At 72.5% G+C, this 23856-nt stretch carries 19 protein-coding genes; 9 read left to right on the top strand and 10 right to left on the bottom strand.

The window, feature by feature from the left end:
* The first annotated feature begins 389 nt into the window (after positions 1-389).
* Positions 390-956 (top strand): DJ-1/PfpI family protein, encoded by a 567-nt coding sequence (locus ACFF45_RS15650; RefSeq protein ID WP_381346638.1) that lies wholly within the window; start codon positions 390-392, stop codon positions 954-956.
* Positions 957-1016: 60 nt separating this feature from the next.
* Here the strand turns inward: ACFF45_RS15650 and ACFF45_RS15645 are convergent, their stop codons facing one another.
* Complete coding sequence (locus tag ACFF45_RS15645) at positions 1017-1682, bottom strand: HAD family hydrolase (protein ID WP_381346637.1); 666 nt, start codon at positions 1680-1682, stop codon at positions 1017-1019.
* A 421-nt stretch (positions 1683-2103) separates the two neighbouring features.
* Positions 2104-2619: a DUF6912 family protein gene (locus ACFF45_RS15640; protein ID WP_381346636.1), complete on the bottom strand. Its 516-nt coding sequence runs from the start codon at positions 2617-2619 to the stop codon at positions 2104-2106.
* 316 nt (positions 2620-2935) lie between these two features.
* Between ACFF45_RS15640 and ACFF45_RS15635 the strand changes: the two genes are divergently transcribed.
* Entirely contained in the window at positions 2936-3439 is a 504-nt protein-coding gene (locus tag ACFF45_RS15635) for an Rv3235 family protein (RefSeq protein ID WP_381346635.1), read from the top strand.
* Between the two features lie 134 nt (positions 3440-3573).
* Here ACFF45_RS15635 and secA read toward each other — a convergent pair whose 3' ends face one another.
* Entirely contained in the window at positions 3574-6390 is a 2817-nt protein-coding gene (gene secA, locus ACFF45_RS15630; protein ID WP_381346634.1) for a preprotein translocase subunit SecA, read from the bottom strand.
* A 330-nt stretch (positions 6391-6720) separates the two neighbouring features.
* Here secA and ACFF45_RS15625 point away from each other — a divergent pair, with 330 nt between their 5' ends.
* Complete coding sequence (locus ACFF45_RS15625; RefSeq protein WP_381346633.1) at positions 6721-7299, top strand: GNAT family N-acetyltransferase; 579 nt, start codon at positions 6721-6723, stop codon at positions 7297-7299.
* 77 nt (positions 7300-7376) lie between these two features.
* Positions 7377-8546: a winged helix-turn-helix domain-containing protein gene (locus ACFF45_RS15620; RefSeq protein ID WP_381346632.1), complete on the top strand. Its 1170-nt coding sequence runs from the start codon at positions 7377-7379 to the stop codon at positions 8544-8546.
* Between the two features lie 14 nt (positions 8547-8560).
* On the opposite strand, the gene ACFF45_RS15615 is transcribed toward ACFF45_RS15620, so the two are convergent.
* From ACFF45_RS15615 to mtnA, 7 genes are all read right to left on the bottom strand, one after another.
* Positions 8561-9307 carry a response regulator gene (locus tag ACFF45_RS15615; RefSeq protein ID WP_381346631.1) on the bottom strand — a complete coding sequence of 249 codons (747 nt, stop codon included), beginning with the start codon at positions 9305-9307 and terminating at the stop codon, positions 8561-8563.
* A 206-nt stretch (positions 9308-9513) separates the two neighbouring features.
* On the bottom strand, positions 9514-10206 hold the full coding sequence (gene hpf, locus ACFF45_RS15610) for a ribosome hibernation-promoting factor, HPF/YfiA family (RefSeq protein WP_381346630.1): 693 nt from the start codon (positions 10204-10206) through the stop codon (positions 9514-9516).
* Positions 10207-10517: 311 nt separating this feature from the next.
* Positions 10518-11387: a ComF family protein gene (locus ACFF45_RS15605; RefSeq protein WP_381346629.1), complete on the bottom strand. Its 870-nt coding sequence runs from the start codon at positions 11385-11387 to the stop codon at positions 10518-10520.
* A 613-nt stretch (positions 11388-12000) separates the two neighbouring features.
* Positions 12001-13839: an LpqB family beta-propeller domain-containing protein gene (locus ACFF45_RS15600; RefSeq protein ID WP_381346628.1), complete on the bottom strand. Its 1839-nt coding sequence runs from the start codon at positions 13837-13839 to the stop codon at positions 12001-12003.
* Positions 13829-15907 carry an MtrAB system histidine kinase MtrB gene (gene mtrB / locus ACFF45_RS15595; protein WP_381346627.1) on the bottom strand — a complete coding sequence of 693 codons (2079 nt, stop codon included), beginning with the start codon at positions 15905-15907 and terminating at the stop codon, positions 13829-13831. Before mtrB ends, ACFF45_RS15600 begins: the two co-directional genes overlap by 11 nt.
* A 1-nt stretch (position 15908) precedes the next feature.
* A complete protein-coding gene (gene mtrA, locus ACFF45_RS15590; RefSeq protein WP_187284748.1) occupies positions 15909-16598 on the bottom strand; it encodes a two-component system response regulator MtrA in 690 nt (229 codons plus the stop codon).
* A gap of 168 nt (positions 16599-16766) precedes the next feature.
* The gene (mtnA, locus tag ACFF45_RS15585) at positions 16767-17906 is read right to left on the bottom strand and encodes an S-methyl-5-thioribose-1-phosphate isomerase (RefSeq protein WP_381346626.1); all 1140 of its coding nucleotides are present in this window, start codon (positions 17904-17906) and stop codon (positions 16767-16769) included.
* A 140-nt stretch (positions 17907-18046) separates the two neighbouring features.
* On the opposite strand from mtnA, the gene ACFF45_RS15580 reads away from it, so the two are divergent.
* Genes ACFF45_RS15580 through ACFF45_RS15560 form a run of 5 tightly spaced genes read left to right on the top strand, consistent with a single transcriptional unit; the run spans position 18047 to position 23708 of the window.
* Positions 18047-19399, top strand: a complete 1353-nt coding sequence (locus ACFF45_RS15580) for a DUF7847 domain-containing protein (protein WP_381346625.1) — start codon at positions 18047-18049, stop codon at positions 19397-19399.
* 4 nt (positions 19400-19403) lie between these two features.
* Positions 19404-20216, top strand: a complete 813-nt coding sequence (locus ACFF45_RS15575) for a DUF4129 domain-containing protein (protein WP_381346624.1) — start codon at positions 19404-19406, stop codon at positions 20214-20216.
* Positions 20213-21406, top strand: coding sequence for a DUF4350 domain-containing protein (locus ACFF45_RS15570; protein ID WP_381346623.1), 1194 nt, complete (start codon positions 20213-20215; stop codon positions 21404-21406). The genes ACFF45_RS15575 and ACFF45_RS15570 overlap by 4 nt, the downstream gene beginning before the upstream one ends.
* Positions 21406-22395, top strand: coding sequence for an AAA family ATPase (locus ACFF45_RS15565; protein WP_381346683.1), 990 nt, complete (start codon positions 21406-21408; stop codon positions 22393-22395). The genes ACFF45_RS15570 and ACFF45_RS15565 overlap by 1 nt, the downstream gene beginning before the upstream one ends.
* The gene (locus ACFF45_RS15560; protein WP_381346622.1) at positions 22395-23708 is read left to right on the top strand and encodes a DUF58 domain-containing protein; all 1314 of its coding nucleotides are present in this window, start codon (positions 22395-22397) and stop codon (positions 23706-23708) included. Before ACFF45_RS15565 ends, ACFF45_RS15560 begins: the two co-directional genes overlap by 1 nt.
* Positions 23709-23856 lie beyond the last annotated feature (148 nt).

The raw sequence follows: 23856 nt of genomic DNA, 5'->3' as shown, positions 1-23856 counted from the left end.
TCTCGGCGGCGTCCGCTCCCGGGATGTGCGCGGCACCGCGGAGCCCTCGACAGCTCCGTCCCGCCCGCGAGGACCAGCGACTGCCGCCCGGACACGGATGTCTTCCACGCTCTCCGGGCGCGGGGCAGGGACACGAAGGTCCCCGCGAACTATCGCGCTGATCACGCCACAAGGCTATCGCTCCTCACCCGGGGCTCGTCATGAGCCGTATGTGTACAAAACCGGGGGCGGAACTTTGACAGTCTGCACAGGGTGCTCCACCCGGTGTCCGTGCCATGCGCCGCCCTGCCCGAAAATCGGCGCGTCCCCTAGGCAAGCGCGCACCACCGAGGCACGTTGGCTGTGGAACCGACGCACTCACGACGCCATCTCACAGGGGAGCGACCCCCATGACCGCCAAGATCCTCATCCTCACGGGCGACGCGGCAGAGTCCCTCGAAGTCCTCTACCCCTACCAGCGCCTCCTCGAAGAGGGCTACGAGGTCCACATCGCCGCCCCCACCCGCAAGAAGCTCCGGTTCGTGGTCCACGACTTCGAACCCGGCTTCGACACCTACACCGAGAAACCCGGCTACACCTGGCCCGCCGATCTCTCCTTCTCGGAAGTCGACCCCGGCCAGTACGCCGCCGTCGTCGTCCCCGGCGGCCGCGCCCCGGAGTATCTCCGCAACGACCCAGAACTCCGCAAGATCCTCAAGTCCTTCTTCGATGCCGACAAGCCCGTGGCCCAGATCTGCCACGGCCCCCTCCTCACCGCCGCGATCGACGGCCTGCGCGGCCGCCGCGTCACCGCGTACCCCGCGCTGGAGCTCGACATGCAGGCGGCCGGCGCCACCTTCCGGGACGCCGAGGCGGTCGTCGACGGCACCCTGGTGTCGTCCCGCGCCTGGCCGGACCATCCCGCCTGGATGCGCGAGTTCCTGAACGTGCTGCGCGCCAAGGCGCCGACGGCCTGATCCACGTCCTCCCGAGGCGGCGCGGCGTCGTCCGAGGCGCCGCGCCGGCGGGCGCGGCGCTCAGGCAGCCATCTCCTCCGCCAGGGCCACGGCCTCCGCCAGCGAGTCCACCACCGGCGCGCCCGCCCCCTCCAGGCTGGGCCGCCCGTGCGAGCCCCCGGTGTAGAGCACGGCCTTCGCCCCGACGTGCCGGGCGGCGAGCGCGTCGTCCGCGGCGTCCCCGATCACCACCGTGCGGGACGGGTCCACCCCGGCCAGCGCGGCCAGGTGCCGCACCATGTGCTCGGCCTTGCTGCCCCCGGACGGGCCGGTCCGCCCGTCGACCCGTATGAAGTGCGCCTCGATCCCGAAGCCCCGCACCAGCGGCACCAGGTCGTCGTGCCCGTACATGCTCAGGATCGACTGGCTGCGCCCGCCGGCCACCCAGCGCGTCAGCAGCTGCTCGGCCCCCTCGGTCAGCCCGCACCGCACCCGGTGCTCGGTGTAGTACCGGTGGAAGGTCTCGTCCATCACCAGCCACTCGGCCTCGGTGGGCAGCCGCCCCATCAGCCGCTCGTAGAACTTCGGCACCGGCACGCAGTACAGCGCCCGGTAGCGCTCCAGCGTGATCGGTTCCAGCCCCAGTTCGGCGAAGGCCGCGTTCGTCGCCCCGATGATCGCGTCGTTGTCGTGGAAGAGCGTGCCGTTCCAGTCCCAGACGATGTGCGCGGATTCCTGCGTCCCCATGCCCGAAAACGTTACCCGCCCGCTCTGACAATCAAGAGAACCGCGTCAGCACGGGCCGGCTCAGCTCCGCGCGGACGGCGCGGGCCGGCACAGGTCGGCGCGGGCGGCGCAGGTCGGCACAGGTCGGCGCGGGCGGCGCAGGTCGGCGCGCGGGCGGCGCACGCTCACACAGACCAGCACGGGCGACGCGGGCGGCGCGGGCGACGCGGGCTCACCCAGGTCAGCATGGTCGGCGCGGCCTCGCCCAAATCGACCCGGGCGGCACGGGCGGCGCGGGCTCACCCAGGTCAGCATGGTCGGCGCGGCCTCGCCCAAATCGACCCGGGCGGCACGGGCGGCGCGGGCGGCGCGGGCTCACCCAGGTCAGCATGGTCGGCGCGGCCTCGCCCGGATCAGCGCGGGCGACGCGGCTGAACGCGGGTCACTCCACCGGCCCCACCAGGTTCGGGATCTCCTGCGTCGCGTACCACAGCAGCTCGTGGTCCTCGGCCCCGTCCACGACGAACCGCGCGTCGTCGTCCCCCTCGTCCGCCGCCCGCAGGGCCCGCGCGGCGGCGGCCACGTCCTGCTCCGCGTCCGCCGAGTCGACGTGCACCGACGCCACCGTGGCCAGCGGTACGGCACCCGCGGCCCGCACCTCCCCCGGCGCCGCCGGGTCGGGCCCCCGCCCGGCGGCGGCGCTCGCCTGGCCGTCGGGGACGTCGACGGCGACCACGACCCGCCGCCGGGGCGCCTCGGGGTCCGCCGCGAGCAGCCGCAGCGACGCCAGCGCGGCCCGGCTCAGCGCCGCGTACTCCAGCTCCTCGATGTCGTCGGAGAGGTACCACGCGCGCAACGCGGGCGTGACCGCGTACGCGACGAGCGGCCCGGCCCCCACCTGACCCGTCCTGTGCGCCTCGGCGAGACCGGGCAGGGTCAGAGGGACATAGACGCGCATGGCTGGCCGCTTTCGTGGTCGGAGGGGCTCCGCAAGCCCGCGTGGAGGGCCTTCAGGATACGTGCGAGGGGTCCCCTTTCGAGCCCCTCCCCACGCCCCGCCGGGCGTCCACCCCGCGCCGCGCATTCACCCGGGTCACCCCCGCACCCACGGGCCTCCACCCCCCGCCGATCACCCGGATAAGTGAACTTCCCGGGCCGCCGCCCGCCGCCCGCACCGGCTTGCCGCCCGCGAACCCGGCCCCGTACAAGATCCCCGTCAGCAAGTTACCGCCCGGTACGCACCGTGGTCCGGGCCCAGCGAAACGGGGACTCCCATGCACAAGGTCATGACCAGGACCGCCCAGCGCCACTCCGCCTCCCGACCCCCGACCCGCCGCGACACCCGCCGCCCCGGCGGCGGCCCGTCCCGCGCCCAGGGCGGCGCCGGCCCGTCCCGTACGGCGCCTGCCGCCAGGCAGCCCGCCGCCGTCCCGCAACCGCGCCCGACCGACCTCTTCGCCGACCGCCTGCTCCTGGTCCTCAGCGGCCAGCGCCCGGTCCACGCCATGCTCCGCCACACCGCCGGCCGCGCTTACGACGATCTGGTCCGCCTCGCCGAACACGGCCCCCTGCGCGTGCGCGGCCCCCGTCCCGTCGTCCGCGACATCGGCTACTGCCAGCCCCGCCCCGGCGCCATCGAGGCCTTCGCCCGCGTCGGCACCGGCGATCGCCTGCGCGCCATGGCCTTCCGCCTGGAACTGGGCCGGGACCACCGCTGGCGCTGCACGGCGATCGAGCTCGGCGGCACCCGCACCGAACGGAACCCCGACGACGACTGACCACGACCGGCCGGGCGCCGCCCCACCGCACGCCGAAGGGCCGGGCACCCGCAGGTGACCCGGCCCTTCGATCCGCTCAATTCGCTCGGTACGTCCGGCGTGCCGTCCGGTCCGTCACGACGCTTGGCGCACCGTCACTTCTTGCGGCGCCGCCCGGCCTTGGCCTGCTTGCGGCGCTCCGCGCGGGTGAGGCCGTCGGCGGCCGAACGCACCGGCTCGCCGTCCTCCTCGCTGAAGTCGCCCTCGATGGTGCCGCCCTCGCCGTCCACGGTCGGCGCCGTGAAGTGCAGGTTGCGCCGCTGCGGCGCCTCCAGCCCCTTGGCCCGGATCTCGGGACGGGACCCGGCCTGCGCGGGCACCGCGTCCTGCTTCTCCAGGGTCGGCTTGGCGTCCTCGACGACGGGGACCTCCTCGACCTGCTGCTCGACCTGGACCTCCAGGTTGAACAGGTAGCCGACGGACTCCTCCTTGATGCCGTCCATCATGGCGGTGAACATGTCGAAGCCCTCGCGCTGGTACTCGACCAGCGGGTCCTTCTGCGCCATCGCGCGCAGGCCGATGCCCTCCTGGAGGTAGTCCATCTCGTAGAGGTGCTCGCGCCACTTGCGGTCCAGGACCGACAGCACGACCCGGCGCTCCAGCTCACGCATGATCTCGGAGCCGAGCTGCGTCTCGCGCGCCTCGTACTGCTCGTGGATGTCGTCCTTGATGGACTCGGCGATGAAGTCGGCGGTCAGCCCGGCGCGGTCGCCGGCCGTCTCCTCCAGCTCCTCGACGGTGATCTTCACCGGGTAGAGCTGCTTGAAGGCGCCCCACAGCCGGTCCAGGTCCCACTCCTCTGCGAAGCCCTCGGCGGTCTCCGCGGCGACGTAGGCGTCGATCGTGTCGTCCATGAAGTGCTGGATCTGCTCGTGCAGATCCTCGCCCTCCAGGACGCGGCGCCGCTCGCCGTAGATGACCTCGCGCTGCCGGTTGAGGACCTCGTCGTACTTCAGGACGTTCTTACGGGTCTCGAAGTTCTGCTGCTCGACCTGCGACTGGGCGGACGCGATCGCGCGCGTGACCATCTTGTTCTCGATCGGCACGTCGTCCGGGACGTTCGCCATCGACATCACGCGCTCGACCATCTGCGCCTTGAACAGCCGCATCAAATCGTCGCCGAGGGAGAGGTAGAAGCGGGACTCGCCCGGGTCGCCCTGACGGCCGGAACGACCGCGCAGCTGGTTGTCGATGCGCCGCGACTCGTGCCGCTCGGTGCCCAGCACGTACAGCCCGCCGAGCTCCTTGACCTCCTCGAACTCGGCCCGCACCGCCTTCTCGGCCCGCTCCAGGGCGGTCGGCAGCGCGGCGGCCCACTCCTCGATGTGCTCCTCGGGGTCGAGGCCGCGCTGGCGCAGCTCGGCCTCGGCGAGGTCGTCGGGGTTGCCGCCGAGCTTGATGTCCGTCCCTCGGCCGGCCATGTTGGTCGCCACGGTCACGGCGCCCTTGCGGCCCGCCTGGGCGACGATCTGCGCCTCCCGGTCGTGCTGCTTGGCGTTGAGCACCTCGTGCTGGATGCCGCGCTTGCTCAGCTGCTGCGAGAGGTACTCGGACTTCTCGACCGAAGTGGTGCCGACCAGGATCGGCTGGCCCTTCTCGTGCTTCTCGGCGATGTCGTCCACGACGGCGTCGAACTTGGCGACCTCGGTGCGGTAGATCAGGTCGGACTGGTCCTTGCGGATCATCGGCCGGTTGGTCGGGATCGGGACCACACCGAGCTTGTAGATCTGGTGGAACTCGGCGGCCTCGGTCATCGCCGTACCGGTCATGCCGGAGAGCTTCTTGTAGAGGCGGAAGAAGTTCTGCAGGGTGATCGTGGCGAGCGTCTGGTTCTCGTCCTTGATCGGCACCCCTTCCTTCGCCTCGATCGCCTGGTGCATGCCCTCGTTGTAGCGGCGGCCGGCGAGGATACGTCCGGTGTGCTCGTCGACGATCATGACCTCGCCGTCGATGACGACGTAGTCCTTGTCCTTCTTGAAGAGCTCCTTGGCCTTGATGGCGTTGTTCAGGTAGCCCACCAGCGGCGTGTTCACCGACTCGTAGAGGTTGTCGATGCCCAGCCAGTCCTCGACCTTGCCGACACCGGCCTCGTGGATGGCGACCGTGCGCTTCTTCTCGTCGACGTCGTAGTCGCCGGTCTCCTCGATGCCCTTCAGCGGCTGCCCGGCCTCGCCGCGCTTGAGGCGGGTGACCAGCTTGGCGAAGTCGCCGTACCACTTGGTGGCCTGGTCGGCCGGGCCGGAGATGATCAGCGGCGTACGGGCCTCGTCGATGAGGATGGAGTCGACCTCGTCGACGATCGCGAAGTTGTGGCCGCGCTGGACGAGCTCCTCCTTCGACCACGCCATGTTGTCGCGCAGGTAGTCGAAGCCGAACTCGTTGTTCGTGCCGTACGTGATGTCGCAGGCGTACTGCTCGCGGCGCTGGGCCGGCGTCATGTTGGACAGGATGCAGCCGACGTTCAGGCCCAGGAACTTGTGGACGCGGCCCATCATCTCGGAGTCGCGCTCGGCCAGGTAGTCGTTGACCGTGATGAGGTGGACGCCTTCGCCGGACAGCGCGTTCAGGTACGCGGGCAGCGTGCCGACCAGGGTCTTGCCCTCACCGGTCTTCATCTCGGCGACATAGCCGAGGTGCAGGGCCGCACCACCCATGAGCTGCACGTCGTAGTGGCGCTGGCCGAGGACGCGCTTGGCGGCCTCGCGCACCGTGGCGAAGGCCTCGGGCAGCAGGTCGTCCAGGTTCTCGCCGTCGGCGTACCGCTGCTTGTACTCATCGGTGAGGGCCCGCAGCTCGGCGTCGGAGAGGTCGACGAAGTCCTCTTCGATGGAGTTGACCTGGTCCGCGATGCGGTGCAGCTTGCGCAGGATCTTGCCTTCGCCTGCACGCATGATCTTCGAGAGGACGGACACGGGGGTTGGTCTCCTTGCCGGTCGGGCCTGGGACGGTTGGTTTCCTTCTGACGTACTGAGCAACGGCCATCGTATGCGAGGACCCGGCCGCGCCGGGAGGCCTGCCGTACCACGGCGGTCCGCCGTCGCCCTTCCGTGGCGGATCCGCCGCCGGTCCGCCGTCGAACTGCTCCGGGAGAACTCCCTTCGCTTCGGCCTTCACACGGGACAACGGACGAGGGTCCCGGATGGTGCCGCGGCGCGCCGACGAATTGTGCGGATCGTGGTCGCCCGCTCACGCTGGGGCAAAAGGCGTGGCGTCCCAGCCGCCCCGGCGGACAGAATCGGCCGATGGAGCCCGTCACGATCGCCACCCCCCGCCTCCGGCTGCGCCCCGTGGGCCCGGACGACAGCGACGCCGTGTACGCCGCGTGCCAGGACCCCGACATCCAGCGCTGGACGACGATCCCCACGCCGTACCTGCCCGAACACGCCCGGACCTTCACGGAGCACGACGTCCCCGAGGGCTGGGCGAACCGCTCGATGTTCACGTTCGGCCTCTTCCTCCCCGGCGGGGAACTGGCCGGCACGCTCGGCATCGTCATGCGCTCGCTCGGCGTGGCCGAGATCGGCTTCTGGACGACCAGGTGCCACCGCGGCCGCGGCTACATGACCGAGGCCGCCCGCGCCGCCTCCCGCTGGGTCTTCGCCGACCAGTGCGTCGACCGCCTGGAGTGGCGCGCCGAGGTGGGCAACACCGCCTCCCGCGCGGTGGCCGAGAAGGCCGGCTTCACCGTCGAGGGCACCCTCAGAGCGGCCCTGAACAACAACGGCGTCCGCCGCGACTGCTGGGTCGGCTCCCTGCTGCCCTCGGACCTGGGGCTGCCGTCGGCGGCCCCGTACCTGCCGGCCCGCGCTCCCGCCACGTGAGCCCCGCCCCGGCCCCCCGGGGACGGATTCCCCGGGCCGTCCCGCACTGTCAGTGCCACCCCCTATCGTTCGAGGACATGACGACCCCGCGCCGCACGGAACTCTCCGCAGCCGAAGCCCGCCGCATCGCCCTTCGCGCCCAGGGCTTCCTGGGCGCGCCCGACCGCAGGGCCGGCGTCCGCGGCATACTCCGCCACCTGGGCGCGGTCCAGCTCGACACCATCTCGGTCCTCGCCCGCTCCCACGAGCTCGTCCCCTACGCCCGCCTGGGCGCGGTCGGCCGCAAGACCGTCGAGAACGCCTACTGGACGGACACCCACGCCTTCGAGTACTGGTCGCACGCCGCGTGCGTCCTCCCGATCGAGGAGTGGCCCCACTTCGCCTTCCGCCGCCGCGCCTACCGCGCCCGCCCCCAGTGGAACCACGAGCTCCCCGACGGCGTCTACGACCAGGTCATCAAGCAGCTGCGCGCCGAGGGCCCCCTGACGGCCACGGAGCTGGGCGGCGCCAAGCGCACCAGCGAGTGGTGGGACTGGTCCGGCACCAAGGTCGCCGTCGAACGCGCCCTGATGTACGGCGAGGTGGTGTGCGTGGCGCGCCGCGGCTGGAAGCGCGTCTACGACCTCGCCGAACGCGCCGTCCCCGAGACGCTGCTGCACGACCGGCTCGACGACACCGAGTGCCTGCGCCGCCTGGTCCGGCTGGCGGGCGAGTCCCTCGGCGTCGGCACCCGCGCGGACATCGCCGACTACCACCGCCTCAAGGGCGAACAGGTGGACACGGTGATCGCCGACTCGGGTCTGGTGCCGGTCACCGTCGAGGGCTGGGGCAAGCCGGCCTGGGCGGACCCGGCCGCTCTGGCGACTCCTCCGCGCGGCCGCCACCGCACCACGCTGCTGTCCCCCTTCGACTCGCTGGTGTGGGAGCGGGCCCGCACCGAGCGGATCTTCGGCTTCACCCACCGCCTGGAGGCCTACGTCCCCAAGCCGAAGCGCGTGTACGGCTACTTCGCGATGCCCGTCCTCGCCGGGGGCCACCTCGTGGGCCGCGTCGACCCGGCCCGCGAGGGCCGCACGCTGGTGGCCAAGCAGGTCTCCCTGGACGGCCCCAAGGCGGTCCCGGCGGTGGCGCAGGCCCTGATCGAGGCGGCGAGCTGGGTGGACTGCACGAACGTCCGCGTGGAACGGGTGGACGCGCCGGACCTGCGCGAGCCCCTGAGCAGGGAACTCAGCCGCGTCCTCGGCTGAGCACCGGCCCGTCGTCAGCGGATCTCGAGGATCTTCTCGCGCATCGCGTACACCACCGCCTCCATCCTGGAGTGCAGCTGCAGTTTCTCCAGGATGTTGCGCACGTGGTTCTTCACGGTGTTCTCGGAGATGAACAACTCCTTGGCGATGTCCCGGTTGTTCATCCCCGTGGCGACCAGCTTGAGCACTTCCAGCTCCCGGTCGGTGAGCCGCGGCGCGGGCACCAGCCGCCGCTCGTCCGTCCGCTGGATCATCGACTTGAACTCGGTGAGCAGCTTCGACGCCATGGACGGGCTGATCTGCGACTGCCCGTCGGCCACCGCGCGGATCGCCGTGGCCACCTCGTCCGTGGAGATCTCCTTGAGGAGGTAGCCGGTCGCCCCCGCCTTGATCGCCTCGTAGAGATCCGCTTCCTCGTCGCTGATCGTCAGCATGATGATCTTGGCGCTGGGCGCCACCTCCTTGATGGAGGTACAGGCCTCGATCCCGCCCCGCTTCGGCATCCGCACGTCCATCAGGACGATGTCGGGCAGCAGGTCGGCGGCCTTCTCCACGGCCTCGGCCCCGTCACCCGCCTCCCCGACGACCTGGATGTCCTCCTCGGCCGCGAGCACGATCTCCAGGCCACGGCGGAACAGGGCGTGGTCGTCCACCACCAGGACACGAATCGGCTCCCGCCGTGAGGAGCCCCCGTCCGGGCCCGTGCCGACGACGCCGTCGTCGGCGTTCCCCGCACGCATCGGTCCGAAGCTGTCCGCCATCGTTCCTCCCCCTGAAGGCTGTGGCCGGTGATCCTGTGCCGTCGCCAACCCAAGGCAACGACCCACCCGTTGGGCCGTTGCGGCCATGATTCCATGCCCGGACGGCACTCCGGTGACGAAGCGGCGGGTGAAGTGGTCGCACACCGGTGCCCCTGGGAGCGCGCGCACACTCCAGGGGCACCCGGATCAGCTGTCGTCCGGAACGGTCAGCCGCCCAGCGGACCGCCCGCCTCGGGTGCGGGCGCCTGAGTGATCATCGTGTCCGTCCTGAGGTGGATCACGCCGTAGTCGTACGCGTGCCGCCGGTAGACGACGCTCGGTTCCTTCGTCTCGGAGTCGACGAACAGATAGAAGTCGTGCCCGACCAGTTCCATCTCGTACAACGCCTGGTCGAGAGTCATGGGTGCCGCGACGTGGGTCTTTTCGCGAACCACGAGGGGGCCGTCACCCTGTACTTCCAGCGAGCCGATCTTCTTCGTGGGCACTCCCTCCGGCTCGTCCGCCTGGAAGGTGCCGCCGTTGACGTTGAGCGTCGCCGCGCCCGGAACGTGGTCGGCGACCTCGGCGGCCGTGAGCCGGCGCACCCCTCGGCGCGTGTGACGCTTGTCGTGCTGCCTGCGCAGCCGGGCATCCAGCTTCTCCGCGGCCAGGTCAAGGGCCGCGTACGGGTCGCTGGCCGCCGCCTCCGCCCGGATCACCGGACCGCGGGAGCGGAGCGTGATCTCCACCCGGTCGCAACGGTCGGCCTGTCGGGGGTTGGGCTCCTTGGACACCTCGACGTCGAGGCTGATCACCTTGCCGTCGAGCTTCTGGATCTTCTCCAGCTTCAGCTTCTCGGCCACGTGCTTGCGGAACCGCTCGGGCACCTCGGTCTTGCGGCCCTTGACGACGATGTCCACGCAGAACTCCGTTCCCGGATCGCTCCGCTTCACTGGCGGAGCATCTCCCTTGTGCACCAGGTCCCGGTGAGTCCCGGAACCTCGGACTCGGCGACGTCCACCTCCTCCCCCATGGACAAGATCTCCACCTGCCGGCGCGGATGAGTGCGGAAAACCCGCGGCACGGCATTCGGATAAGCGAGGTGTGGCCTGCGGCTTTCCCTCACAACTGAACATATCTCGCCCGGACGGATGTCGTCACCCTCTACTGCCGCGTACCTCCGTTCCGGTGAATTGGCCCTCTCGTCACCTGCAACGATGCGACTTCGCAGTCAGTTCCGGTTCATTTCGAAAGAATCCGGTGACGCTGCGACCACCGCAGCGCAGATCACGTCACGGGCACTGTTCGCCTTTCTCGGCACGGCCCCCTCACGGTCCGTGCTCCCTTCCATTGATCCCGTCATCCGTTCCCCTGACCTTTCCCCATGGACTCCCGTGTACACGGACGTCACCACATCTCCGCGCGTCGCGAATGCCGCACGCCCGTAACCAGCAGTTTCCTCCGCCAACTCCACCCGGACGGCCCGCGCCGCCTCGCTCAGCGAGGCGCCCGTCGTCACCAGGTCGTCCACCAGCACCACCGGACCCTCGCGCAGCAGCCCGGCGCCACCCGCGGCCACCGACAGCGCGCCCGCGAGGTTCGCCAGCCGCTGCCCGGCGTCGAGCCCCGCCTGGTCGGCGACCGGCCGCCGCTGCCGCAGCACCGCCAGCACGCGCGCGGGCGTCCCCGTGCGGCGCAGCTCGGCCGCCGCCGCGAGCGCGATCCGCCGTGCCGGATCATGACCCCGCGCCCGCACCGCCGCACGGCCCGACGGCACCGGGACGAGCAGCACCGGCCCGCCGAGCACCTCGGGCAGCCCCGCCCGCACGGCTCCAGCGAGGGCCGCGCCGAGCGGCCGGGCGAGCGGCAGCGCACCCCGCTCCTTGTGGGCCAGGAGCAGGGCCCGCACCTCGTCCGCGTACGGCGCCGCCGCGTGCACGACCGGCAGTTCGCGCGGCTCCGGAACCGGTCGCACCCGGCGTGGCGCGACCCCGCACAGAGCGGCACGGCACTGCGGGCAGAGCACCGTGCGCGGCCTGCCGCAGCCTCCGCACTCGGCCGGCAGCACCAGGTCGGTGAGGTCCTGCCACCACGCCCGCATGCCCACCACTGTGCCAACGCCCGCCCGGGCCCCACCACCCCTGTGGAAACCCGGAGAGCGGCCTGTGGACAACTTCCCACGGGTGCTGCGGACGACCCAGTGCACCCTCACGGCCAGCCGAAACGGCCAACGCCGGGCACCTGACAGGGCGGGACAGAGCAGCCGGACACCTGACATGCGGGCGGCCGGGCGGAGCCGCCGGGCACCTGACAGGGCGGGACAGAGCCGCCGAGTGCCTTGTCTGCCGCATCCGAGCCGGCGAGCTACAAACCTGCCGAGCCGGAGCCACCGATTCACCGACGTGCCGGGACGGCGCCGCCGGGCACCTGACAGGGCGAGCCGGAGCAGCCGGACACCTGACATGCGGGCGGCCGGGCGGAGCCGCCGGGCACCTGACAGGGCGGGACAGAGCCGCCGAGTGCCTTGTCTGCCGCATCCGAGCCGGCGAGCTACGAACCTGCCGAGCCGGAGCCACCGATTCACCGACGTGCCGGGACGGCGCCGCCGGGCACCACTTTTGCCCGGACGGAGCCTCCGAGTACCTGAGCTTCCGAAACGGAACCGCCCGGGTTCCGGAAGGAACGCTGCCCCGGACAGCCCCGAGTAGCCCCCCTCACCCCGGATAGACCGGCGCCGACCCTTCCTTCACCACCGTCTGCCACTGCGCCCCGTCCGGCAGCCGCACGATCCCGTCCACCGAGTACGCCACCAGCGGCAGCCGTTCGTCCTCGGAAGCGGCGATCTCCTTCACGCCGGTCAGCGCGTCCGGCGCCGGCACCTCCGGCACGGACCCGTCGACCTGGACGTACCGCATCTGCTGCACGCCCCCCTCCTCGCGCCCGACCGCCACGAGCCGGCCGTCACCGGCCCAGGACATCGTGGTGACCTCCTCGAACTGCGGTACGGCCGAACGCAGTTCGAGCACCGAGACCCCCGGCTCCCCCGCCCCTTGGTCCCCGGACCCCCGCTCGATCCGCCCGACCTGCAAGGACTGCTTGCCGTCCTTCTCCACGACGAGCGCGACGCGCACACCGTCCGCCGCGACCCGCACGGAGTCGATCCGCCCGTCCAGCCGCGGAACCTGCACCTGAACCGGCTCCCCCTTGCCCTCCGGCAGCATGAGCAGCCGCGGGTCGTCCGGGTTGCGGTCGGCCACCCACAGATCGCCCCGCGCGTCCCAACTCGGCGCGGTCAGCCGGTCCTTCTCCGTCCGGCCCGTGCTGCGCACCACCGGCTCCCCGAGCGAACCGCCCGACGCGAGCGAACCGACGTACAGCGCCCTGCCGTCCAACGCGACCCCGGCCGCGGTGTGCTCGTCGCGCGACACCGCCGCCGACCGCAACGCCCGTGCGCCCTCGCCCAGTTCGCCCGGCACCGGCTCGGCCTGCGCGCTGCGGCTGCCCGCCGGGATCCGCACGAGCCGGTCCTCACCGTCGACGAAGTACAGGTAGTCGGTGCGCCGGACCGACCCGCGCGCCGCGACGGCCGCCGCGCCCTCCTCGTCGAGCACGCACAACTGCGCGTCGCCCACCCTCAGTTCGACCTCGTCCACGGCGGGCGTGAGGTTCTGCAGGGTGAACAGCAACTGGGCTGCCATCTCGTTGCACTTGGCCGGACCGACCCGGGCGGCCTTGTCGTTCAGCGGCACGGTCAGCCGGTTCTGGTCGTCCGGCGTCAGCTCGCCGACGCCCTTGCGCAGCGCCGTACCGGTGGGGAAGCTCGACCGGACCACGGGCCCCAGCCAGGTCGTCGGCCCGCCGAGCAGCAACCGCACCATCTGCGTCATCGGATCGACCCGCCGGCGCACGTACACGGGGTCGGCGACCGCCGCCGGGTGCGCGGACGCGCCCACCGCGGAGTCCGAGGCGAAATAGTACTTGTTGACGGACATGTAGTTGCGCTGGAAGTCCGACTGGCCCATGACGACGCCCTGCGGCAGCCCGTCGATGCGCCACTGCCCGCTCTCCTTGTCCCGCGTGAGGTGCACCTGCCTGCTGTAGGAGCCCTCGGTCGGCGTGTACGACTGCTGCGCGTCCACCAGGGCGATCTTCGTGCCGGTCAGGGTGAACGAGAAGTCGAACCCGCCGTCCCGGGTGCCAGCGGAGTCGGCCTCGGTGTCCGGCCCGTCCGCGAGCACGGTGGTGGACAGCTCCGGCTGCCAGGTCCTCGCGGCGGCCGTCGTCAAGTACTGCTTCGCCGTCGCGTACTTCGGATCATCGCTGGTCAGTGCCTCCAGGAAGCCCTGCACGATCTCCGACGGCGGTGCGTCCTCACGCGGCGGCATGGGAAAGACCCGCACCTGCGTCTCCTGACGGGGCGTCGACTCCACGCCCCGCAGGTCCCCGCGGTCGGGCATCGAGGCACACCCCGCCAGCAGTACGGCACCACAGGTGGCGTACGCCACTGCGCGCCCCGGCGTGCGCCGGGCGTCCCCTCCGCGGTCAGCGGCCACCGAAAGCCTCCCCTTGGTCGTTCGACTCCTCCGGCTCCGGATCCGCCGTACCGAGCGGGGCCGTGGTGAGCGCCGCCTCCACGACCGGCTGATCGCCCTGCCGCCGCGCCCCTCCCGCGGGCAGGGGCACCACGCGCGCGCCGCTGCCCGGCAGCGCCGTCGGATCGGCTGTCGGGGCCACGGCGGACGGCCGGGTCGTGATCGGGTCCCGCGCCGGCGCCTGGCCCGCGCCCGTCGACTGGGCCGGCACGGTCGCGGTCTTCTCCCCGCCGCGCGGCAGCCCGGCGTCGCCGGGTCCGCGGTTGCGCCGCGAGTCCTTGGGCTCCAGCGGGATCGGCGAGCCCCTGAGCGGCTCGTCGGCGGTCCGCGGCAACGTCAGCCGGAACTGCGAGCCACCGCCCGGCTCGCCCCACGCCTGCAACCAGCCACCGTGCAGCCGCGCGTCCTCCAGGGCGATGGACAGGCCGAGGCCCGTGCCGCCCGTGGTCCGCGCGCGTGCCGGGTCGGCCCGCCAGAAGCGGCTGAAGACGCGGGTGGCCTCGCCGGGCTTGAGTCCGACGCCGTAGTCGCGCACCGCGACCGCGACCGCCCCGCCCGCCGCGGCCAGCTTGACCACGACGTCCTTGCCCTCGCCGTGTTCCACGGCGTTGACGACGAGGTTGCGCAGCACCCGCTCGACCCGCCGGGCGTCGGCCTCGGCGACGACGGGCTGCTGGTCGCCCACGACCCGTAGGCGCGTGCCCTTGCGTTCGGCGAGCGGCTCGGCGCCGCTGACCACCCGCCGGACGACCTCCCTGAGGTCGATCGGCTCGGCCTCCAGCGCCGCCGCGCCCGCGTCGAAGCGGCTGATCTCCAGCAGGTCCGACAGCAGCGACTCGAACCGGTCCAGCTGGTCGGCGAGCAACTCCGCCGACCGCGCGGTCACCGGATCGAAGTCCACGCGCGCCTCATGGATGACGTCGGCGGCCATCCGTACGGTCGTCAGCGGCGTCCGCAGCTCGTGCGACACGTCCGACACGAACCGCCGCTGCATCCGCGACAGGTCCTCCAGCTGCTGGATCTTCGACTGCAGGTTCTGCGCCATCTTGTTGAAGGCCTCGCCGAGCCGCGCGATGTCGTCCTCGCCGGTGACCTTCATCCGCTCCTGCAACCGCCCGGCGGACAGCCGCTCGGCGATCCCGGCCGCCATCCGCACCGGCGTCACCACCTGCCGCACCACCAGCCAGGCGATGGCTCCGAGCAGGACCACGACGAAGAGGCCGGCGGTCGCGAGCGTCCCCTTCACCAGGCTCAGCGACCGGTCCTCCTGCGTGAGCGGGAAGAGGTAGTACAGCTGGTACGGGTCGCCGTTGGGGTCGTTGACCTCCTTGCCGATGACCAGGGCCGGCTGGGAGGTTTTGTCGCCGCTGTAGACGATGCGGGTATAGCTCTGCGCGGCCGCCGTACTGCTGTTGACCCGCTCGCGCAGGTCCTCCGGCACGCTCCGGTTGGGGTCCACACCGCCGGAGGCCCGCGGACCGCGGCCACCGCCGCTGTTGTCCCCGGCGGGCAGCGTCACCACGTCGAAGGCGCCCTGCCCACCGCTGGAGAGTGAGGAGACCAGGTCACTCATCCACTGGATGACGTTCTGCGAGGACCGCCCGTCCACCGCGGTCGGGTCCTCCCCGGTGCCGGTGCCGCTCGCCGCCTCGTCGGCCCGCTGCTTGGCCACCGCGAAACCACCCGTGGCCTGGCTCTGCGACGCCTTCACCTTGGCGTCCAGCAGGCCGTTGCGCACCTGCCCGATGACCACGAAACCGAGCAGCAGCACCACACCCAGCGACATCAGCAGGGTGGTGACCACGATCTTGAGCTGGATGTTGCGCCGCCACAGCCGCATCACGGGCAGCAGCGGCCGCCGTACCCAGCGCATGAACAGCCTCAGAACCGGGCTGCCCTGGACTCCGCCCTGGAGCAGCCCGCTCTCCAGGAGCCGTCCCCAGCGGGAGCCCGCCGCCTTCCGGCCGACAGGCCGCCCCGCGCGGGCCCCGGACCTGCCGGGCGCCGAAGCGGCACTGTCCTCGGACATGTCAGCTCGGCCCGGCCTTGTAACCGACACCACGGACGGTCACCACGATCTCCGGCCGCTCCGGGTCCTTCTCGACCTTGGAGCGCAGCCGCTGCACATGGACGTTGACCAGCCGCGTGTCCGCCGCGTGCCGGTAGCCCCACACCTGCTCCAGCAGCACCTCGCGGGTGAACACCTGCCACGGCTTGCGGGCCAGCGCCACCAGCAGGTCGAACTCCAGCGGCGTCAGCGCGATCGACTGCCCGTCCCGCTTCACCGAGTGCCCCGCCACGTCGATGACCAGGTCACCGATGGCGAGCTGCTCGGGCGCGGGCTCCTCCGACCGCCGAAGCCGCGCCCGGATCCGGGCCACCAGCTCCTTGGGCTTGAACGGCTTGACGATGTAGTCGTCGGCCCCCGACTCGAGTCCCACGACGACGTCGACGGTGTCGCTCTTCGCGGTGAGCATCACGATCGGCACCCCGGACTCGGCCCGGATCAGCCGGCACACCTCGATGCCGTCCCGCCCGGGAAGCATCAGGTCGAGCAGCACCAGATCCGGCTTGGACTCCCGGAACGCGGCCAGCGCCTTGTCGCCGTCGGCTACGAAAGACGGCTCAAAACCTTCACCACGCAGCACGATGCCGAGCATTTCGGCCAGTGCGGTGTCGTCGTCGACGACAAGGACTCGTCCCTTCATAAACGACATCATCCCATTCTCATAACGGTGAAGGAGACGCAGGTGATCAGCGTCACCAGCCTGTGACGATAGTCGTACGGGGCCACTACTGTCTGCCCTGGATCACATGTCGCGGCCCCTCTCCCCGCGCGACCGCGCAGGTCGAGGGGCCGGGGACGAAGGTCCGGCCGGCGTCACGTCTCAGCCGACCGTCGCCCCCCGCGACCTGCCGCACACCTCCGCCAGCGCCTCGGCGGTCACGGGCGACACCACGCCCTCCTCGGTGACGATCGCCGTGACCAGCTCCGGCGGCGTCACGTCGAAGGCCGGGTTGTACGCCTGCGTGCCCAGCGGCGCCACCGGGATCCCGCCCCCGGCACCCGTCACCGGCATGCTGGGCGCCGCGATCTCGGTCACCTCGTACCCCGGCCGCTGCTCGACCTCGATGTCCGCCCCCTCCGGGGTCTGCGCGTCCACCGTCGTCACCGGCGCCACCACGATAAACGGCACGTGGTGGTACCGCGCCAGCACGGCGAGCGGGTAGCTGCCGATCTTGTTCGCCACCGAACCGTCGGCCGCGACGCGATCGGCCCCGATCAGCACCGCGTCCACCTCCCCCGCCGCGAACAGCGACCCCGCCGCGTTGTCGGTGAGCAAGGTGTACGCCATCCCGTTGCGCGCCGCCTCGTACGCCGTGAGCCGGGCCCCCTGCAGGAGCGGACGCGTCTCGTCGACCCACAGCCGCCGCAGCCGCCCCGCCCGGTGCGCCGCCAGCGCCACCGCGAACGCCGTCCCCTCCCCACCCGACACCAGGTACCCGGTGTTGCAGTGCGTGAGGATCCGGTGCCCGCCGCCCGGCAGCAACTCGTCCAGCAGCGCCAGCCCGTGCCCGGCCATCCGGACGCTGGCCTCCGCGTCCTCCCGGTGCAGCTGCCGGGCCGCCGCCAGCGCCGCCTCGGCGGCCTGCTCGCCAACGGCCCCGCGAGCCAGCGCGGCGTCGTACGCCGACCTGGCCCGGCGCACGCCCACGGACAGGTTCACCGCGGTCGGCCGGGCGCCCGCCAGCGCGACCGCGGCCTCGTCCACGTCGAAGCCGCGCGCGGCGGCGAGCGCGACCCCGTACGCGCCCGCGATGCCGAGCAGCGGCGCCCCGCGCACGGCGAGCGAGCGGATCGCCTCCACCAGCGCGGGGGCGTCCGTGCAGACCAGCTCGACCTCCTCGCCGGGCAGCCTCGTCTGATCGAGAAGGACCACGACCGGCCCTTCGGGGGGTTCGTCCCAGCGGATCGCCGGAATACCGGTGGACATGTCCTCGCCGGATTGCGCGTACTGATCAGCCATGCGGTCAGTCTGCCCGTTCTGCGACGGACAATCGAAGGTGTGCCGCCAATACCGCGGCCGGTCCCTGGGCGAACACCCCATGGCACGATGTCTGCCAACCTGCCACCGCGCCAGCGGACGGGCACCGTGAAGGAGCGACGATGAACGACACTCCGGGCTGGGCCTCGCCCGGATCCTCCCCGTCCGACGGGCAGGAGCCCGGTGCGACCGGCCCTGCCGAGCCGGCCGGCCGACCCGGCTCCGCGCAGCCCTCCCCACCCGCGGACCAGCCAGGCGCGCAGGCGCCGGACTCCGGCGCGAAGTGGTCCAAGGAGCAGCCGCCACCCGCCCAGTGGTCCGCCCCCTCCGGCCCGCCGAGCCCCGGCCAGGCTCCCCCGCCCCCGCCGCCCGGCCCCGGCTGGGGCGCCGCCCAGCCCCCCGGCGGGCACGGCGGCGGCCACGGCACCTGGCAGGCCCCCGGCGGCTACGGCGGCTGGGGCAGCCAGTGGGGCGGCCCACCGCCCGCGGCCAAGCCCGGCGTGATACCGCTCCGACCGCTCGGCGTCGGCGAGATCCTCGACGGCGCCGTCTCCACCATGCGCGCCCACTGGCGCACGGTGCTCGGCATAGCCCTCACCGTCGCGGTCGTCATCGAGGTCGTCGTCATCCTGCTCCAGGGCTTCGTCCTGGACGAGCGGACCGGCACCGCCGCCCTCGAAGACCCGGACGCCACCCTCGACGAACTCACCCGCGCCATGGGCGACGCGCTGCTCAGCTCCGCCGTCCTGTTCCTGATCACGCTGATCGGCACCGTCGCGGCGACCGCGCTGCTCACCACCGTCACCAGCCGCGCCGTCCTCGGCAAGCCGGTCACCACCGGTGAGGCCTGGCGCGACGCCCGCCCGCGCGTGCTGAAGCTGTTCGGCCTGATCTTCCTGCTGCTGTTCATCGCCCTCGGCGTCGCCCTGCTGGGCGCCGTGCCCGGCATCCTCGTCACCCTCGCCGGCGGGGGCGCCGCCGGCGCCGGCCTCACCGTCCTGGGCAGCCTGTGCACCGGCGTCGTCGCCCTGTGGCTGATGGTCCGCTTCTCGCTGGCCTCCCCGGCACTGATGCTGGAGAAGCAGGGCATCCTCAAGGCGATGAGCCGCTCCGCCAAGCTCGTCCGCGGCGCCTGGTGGCGCGTCTTCGGCATCCAGCTGCTCGCCACGGTCATCGCCAACATCGTCGCGGCGATCGTCGTCATCCCCTTCACGTTCCTCGCCGCGGCGCTCAGCGGCGACGGTGTCAGCGGATTCCTCGACGGCACCGGCGACTTCGGCTGGATGTTCCTGATCGTCAGCGGGATCGGCTCGGTGATCGGCTCCATGATCACGTTCCCGATCACGGCCGGCGTCACCGTCCTTCTCTACATCGACCAGCGCATCCGCCGCGAGGCCCTCGACCTCGAACTGGCCCGCGCCGCCGGTGTCCGTGGCTACGGCCCCGGCACCGCCGACCCCGCGCCCGGGAGCTGATGCGGTGAGCCCGGCCGGGGGAGTCATCGCCGCCTCGCCGCTGCCGCGCGCCGGCGAGGCCGCCGTACGCGCGTGGCTGCGCGCCGGCGACCTGACCGCAGGACCGCCGCACCGCACCGGCGGCATGTCCCTGCCGGCACTGCCCGCCTCCGACGACGAGCCGCCCCTGACGATCCCCCGCGACCCCGCGCGGGAGGCGGCCCGCCGCGAGCTGTCCAAGCGCATGTACCACGAGGACGATCCCGGGCTGTTCCAACGCGCCCTCGACGTCTTCTGGGAGTGGCTCGGCAAAGTGTTCACTCTCGCGTCCGACGCGACCCCCGGAGGCACCCTGGGCCTCGTCGTCGTCATCGCCGCCGTCCTCGCGGTCCTGGGCGCCCTCCTGTGGCGCCTCGGCACCCCGCGCCGCCGGCCGACCTCCTCCGCCGCCCTGTTCGACGACCGCCCCCGCAGCGCCGCCGACCACCGGGCGGCCGCCGAGGCCCACGCGGCCCAGCGCCACTGGAACCAGGCCCTCCAGGAACGCATGCGCGCCATCGTCCGCGCGCTGGAGGAACGCGCCCTGCTCGACACACGCCCCGGCCGCACCGCCGACGAGGCGGCCGCCGAAGCCGGACGCGCCCTGCCCTCCCACGCGATCCGACTGCACACCGCGGCCCGCACCTTCGACGACGTCACGTACGGCGGCCGCGCCGCGACCGAGGCCTCGTACCGCAGCGTGGCCGAACTGGACCGCGACCTGGAGCGCGCCAGACCACAGCTCACCAGCAGCAACGCCCACAGCGCGGACAGCACCCGCCGGGGAGCCGCCGGATGACCACCGAGGTCATGCCTCCCGCCGCCACCTCGGCCTCGCGCACCCCGCGCCAGGTGTGGACCCGCACGCGCGGCATCGCCCTCGCCGTCGCCGTCCTGCTGGCCGGGGCGATCGTGATCGCCCTGGCCCGCTCCGACGCCCAGCGCGGCAGCCTCGACCCGCGCTCCACCGCCCCCCAGGGCAGCCGCGCGATCGCCGAACTCCTCGCCGACCGCCAGGTGTCCACCCGCGTGGTCACCACCCTGGAGGCGGCGCGCGCCGCAGCCGCCCCCGACACCACCCTCCTGGTCGCCGCGCCCGACCTGCTGACGACCCGTCAACAGAACCTGCTGCGCTCCGCGACGACCGCATCCGGCGGACGCACCGTCCTCGTCGCCGCCGGCAGCTCCTCCGTCGAGCGGCTCGCCCCCGGCGTGACCGCGGACCCCGCCACCAGCCTGGAGTCGACCCTCGAACCCCGCTGCGACTTCCCCGCCGCCCGGCGCGCGGGCGCCGCCGACACCGGAGGCCTGCGCTACACCAGCACGCACCTGGACGCCGACGAGTGCTACCCCAGCCAGCGCCTGGCCAGCCTGATCCGCGTCCCGGCAGCGTCCGGGGACGGCGACACCGTCGTCCTCGGCGCGCCCGACATCCTCCACAACGACCGCCTCGGCGACCACGGCAACGCCTCGCTCGCCCTCCAGCTCCTCGGCTCCCGCCCCCATCTGGTCTGGTACCTCCCCTCACTGTCCGACGTCACCACCCCGGACGACGAGCGCGGCTTCTTCGACCTGCTCCCCTCCGGCTGGCTCTGGGGCACCCTGCAGCTCTTCATCGCCGCAGCCCTCGCCGCCCTCTGGAGGGCACGCCGACTCGGCCCCCTCGTGCCCGAGAGACTCCCCGTGGCGATCCGCGCCTCCGAGACCGTCGAAGGCCGCGCCCGCCTCTACCGCGCGGCCGGCGCCCGCGACCGCGCCGCCGCCGCTCTTCGCTCCACCACCCGCTCCCGCCTCGCCCCCCTCGCAGGCGTCCCCCTCGCCCAGGCGCACACGCCCGAGAAACTGCTCCCCGCCCTGTCCTCGCACCTCCACGGCGACGGACGGTCCCTGCACGCCCTCCTCTTCGGCCCACCACCCCACGACGACGCAGCGCTCATCGCCCTCGCCGACCAACTCGACGCCCTCGAAAGAGAGGTACGCCGTCCATGATGGACCCGACCACTGACAACGCCGGGCAGACCGGGGACCCGGGCAACGCCCGGGCCGCCCTGGAGGCCCTGCGCGCCGAGATCGCCAAGGCCGTGGTCGGCCAGGATCCCGCCGTGACCGGCCTCGTCGTCGCCCTCCTGTGCCGCGGACACGTGCTCCTCGAAGGGGTCCCCGGAGTCGCCAAGACCCTGCTCGTCCGCGCCCTCGCCGCCGCACTCGACGTCGACACCAAGCGCGTCCAGTTCACCCCCGACCTCATGCCGAGCGACGTCACCGGCTCCCTGGTCTACGACACCCGAACCGCCGAGTTCTCCTTCCAGCCCGGCCCGGTCTTCACCAACCTGCTCCTCGCCGACGAGATCAACCGCACGCCCCCGAAGACCCAGTCGTCCCTCCTCGAAGCCATGGAGGAACGCCAGGTCACGGTCGACGGCACCCCCCGCCTCCTCCCCGACCCGTTCCTCGTCGCCGCGACGCAGAACCCGGTCGAGTACGAGGGCACCTACCCCCTCCCCGAAGCCCAGCTGGACCGTTTCCTCCTCAAACTCACCATCCCCCTCCCCTCCCGGCAGGACGAGATCGACGTCCTGACCCGGCACGCCGAGGGCTTCAACCCCCGCGACCTGCGCGCCGCCGGCGTACGCCCCGTAGCGGGCCCGGCCGTCCTGGAGGCCGCCCGCGCCGCCGTCGCCAAGACGACGGTCTCCCCCGAGATCACGGCCTACGTCGTCGACGTCTGCCGAGCCACCCGCGAATCGCCGTCCCTCACTCTGGGCGTCTCCCCGCGCGGAGCCACCGCCCTGCTGGCCACCTCACGCGCCTGGGCCTGGCTCACCGGCCGCGACTACGTCATCCCCGACGACGTGAAGGCCCTGGCACTGCCCACCCTCCGTCACCGCGTCCAGCTCCGCCCGGAGGCCGAGATGGAAGGCGTGACGGCCGACTCCGTCATCAACGCCGTCCTCGCCCACGTCCCTGTCCCCCGCTGATGGCACTCACCGGACGCGCCGCACTCCTCGCGGCCCTCGGCTCCCTCCCCGTCGGCCTGTGGGAACCCAGCTGGACCGGCATCCTGGCCGTCAACGGCCCCCTGGCCCTCGCCTGCGTCTGCGACTACGCCCTCGCAGCACCGGTGCGCCGCCTGCGCCTCACCCGTTCCGGTGACACTTCCGTACGTCTGGGCGAGCAGGCCGACGTCACCCTCACCGTCACCAACCCCGCCGCCCGCCGCCCCCTGCGCGCCCAGCTGCGCGACGCCTGGCCCCCCAGCAGTTGGCAGCCGGGCACCGAGGTCGCCGCCTCCCGCCACCGCCTGACGGTGCCCGCAGGAGAACGCCGCCGCCTCACCACCCACCTGCGTCCCACGCGACGCGGCGACCGTCAGGCCGACCGCGTGACGATCCGCTCGTACGGCCCCCTGGGGCTGTTCGCCCGCCAAGGCACCCACAAGGTCCCCTGGACGGTACGCGTCCTGCCCCCCTTCACCAGCCGCAAGCACCTCCCCTCGAAACTGGCCCGGCTCCGCGAGCTCGACGGCCGCACCAGCGTCCTCCAGCGAGGCGAGGGCACGGAGTTCGACAGCCTGCGCGAGTACGTTCCCGGCGACGACACCCGCTCCATCGACTGGCGCGCCACGGCCCGCCACTCCACGGTCGCGGTCCGCACCTGGCGCCCCGAACGCGACCGCCACATCCTCCTGGTTTTGGACACGGGCCGCACCTCGGCCGGCCGCGTGGGCGACGCCCCACGCCTGGACGCCTCGCTGGACGCCGCCCTGCTCCTGGCCGCCCTCGCCTCCCGGGCCGGCGACCGCGTCGACCTGCTCGCCTACGACCGCCGGGTACGCGCCCTGGTCCAGGGCCGCACGGCAGGAGAGGTGCTGCCCTCCCTGGTCAACGCCGTGGCGCCCCTCGAACCGGAACTCCTGGAGACCGACGCCCGCGGCCTCGCGGCGACAGCGCTCCGAACGGCCCCCCGCCACTCCTTGATCGTTCTGCTGACCACGCTCGACGCCGCCCCGGTGGAAGAGGGCCTGCTACCGGTCCTCCCTCAGCTCAGTCAGCGCCACACCGTTCTCGTGGCCTCGGTGGCAGATCCCCACATCGCCCGCATGGCGGCATCCCGCGGAGACGCCGACGCGGTCTACGATGCCGCAGCCGCCGCCCAGGCCCAGTCCGAGCGGCACCGCACCGCCGAACAGTTGCGCCGCCACGGTGTGACGGTGGTGGACGCGACGCCCGACGAATTGGCGCCGGCACTGGCGGACGCGTATCTGGCCCTCAAAACGACGGGCCGCCTATGACCTGACCGGGGCCCTGCAAGCTTTCAAGGGCCCATTGACCCGTAAACGCAGAAAACCCCCGCATCCGAGGATGCGGGGGTTTTCCCAAAAATTGTTCGGCGGTGTCCTACTCTCCCACAGGGTCCCCCCTGCAGTACCATCGGCGCTG

Source organism: Streptomyces cinereospinus, from assembly GCF_042430725.1.
GTDB classification, from domain to species: domain Bacteria; phylum Actinomycetota; class Actinomycetes; order Streptomycetales; family Streptomycetaceae; genus Streptomyces; species Streptomyces cinereospinus.
Note: the sequence above shows the minus strand (reverse complement) of the source record. Positions and strands in the feature narration are given on the sequence as shown.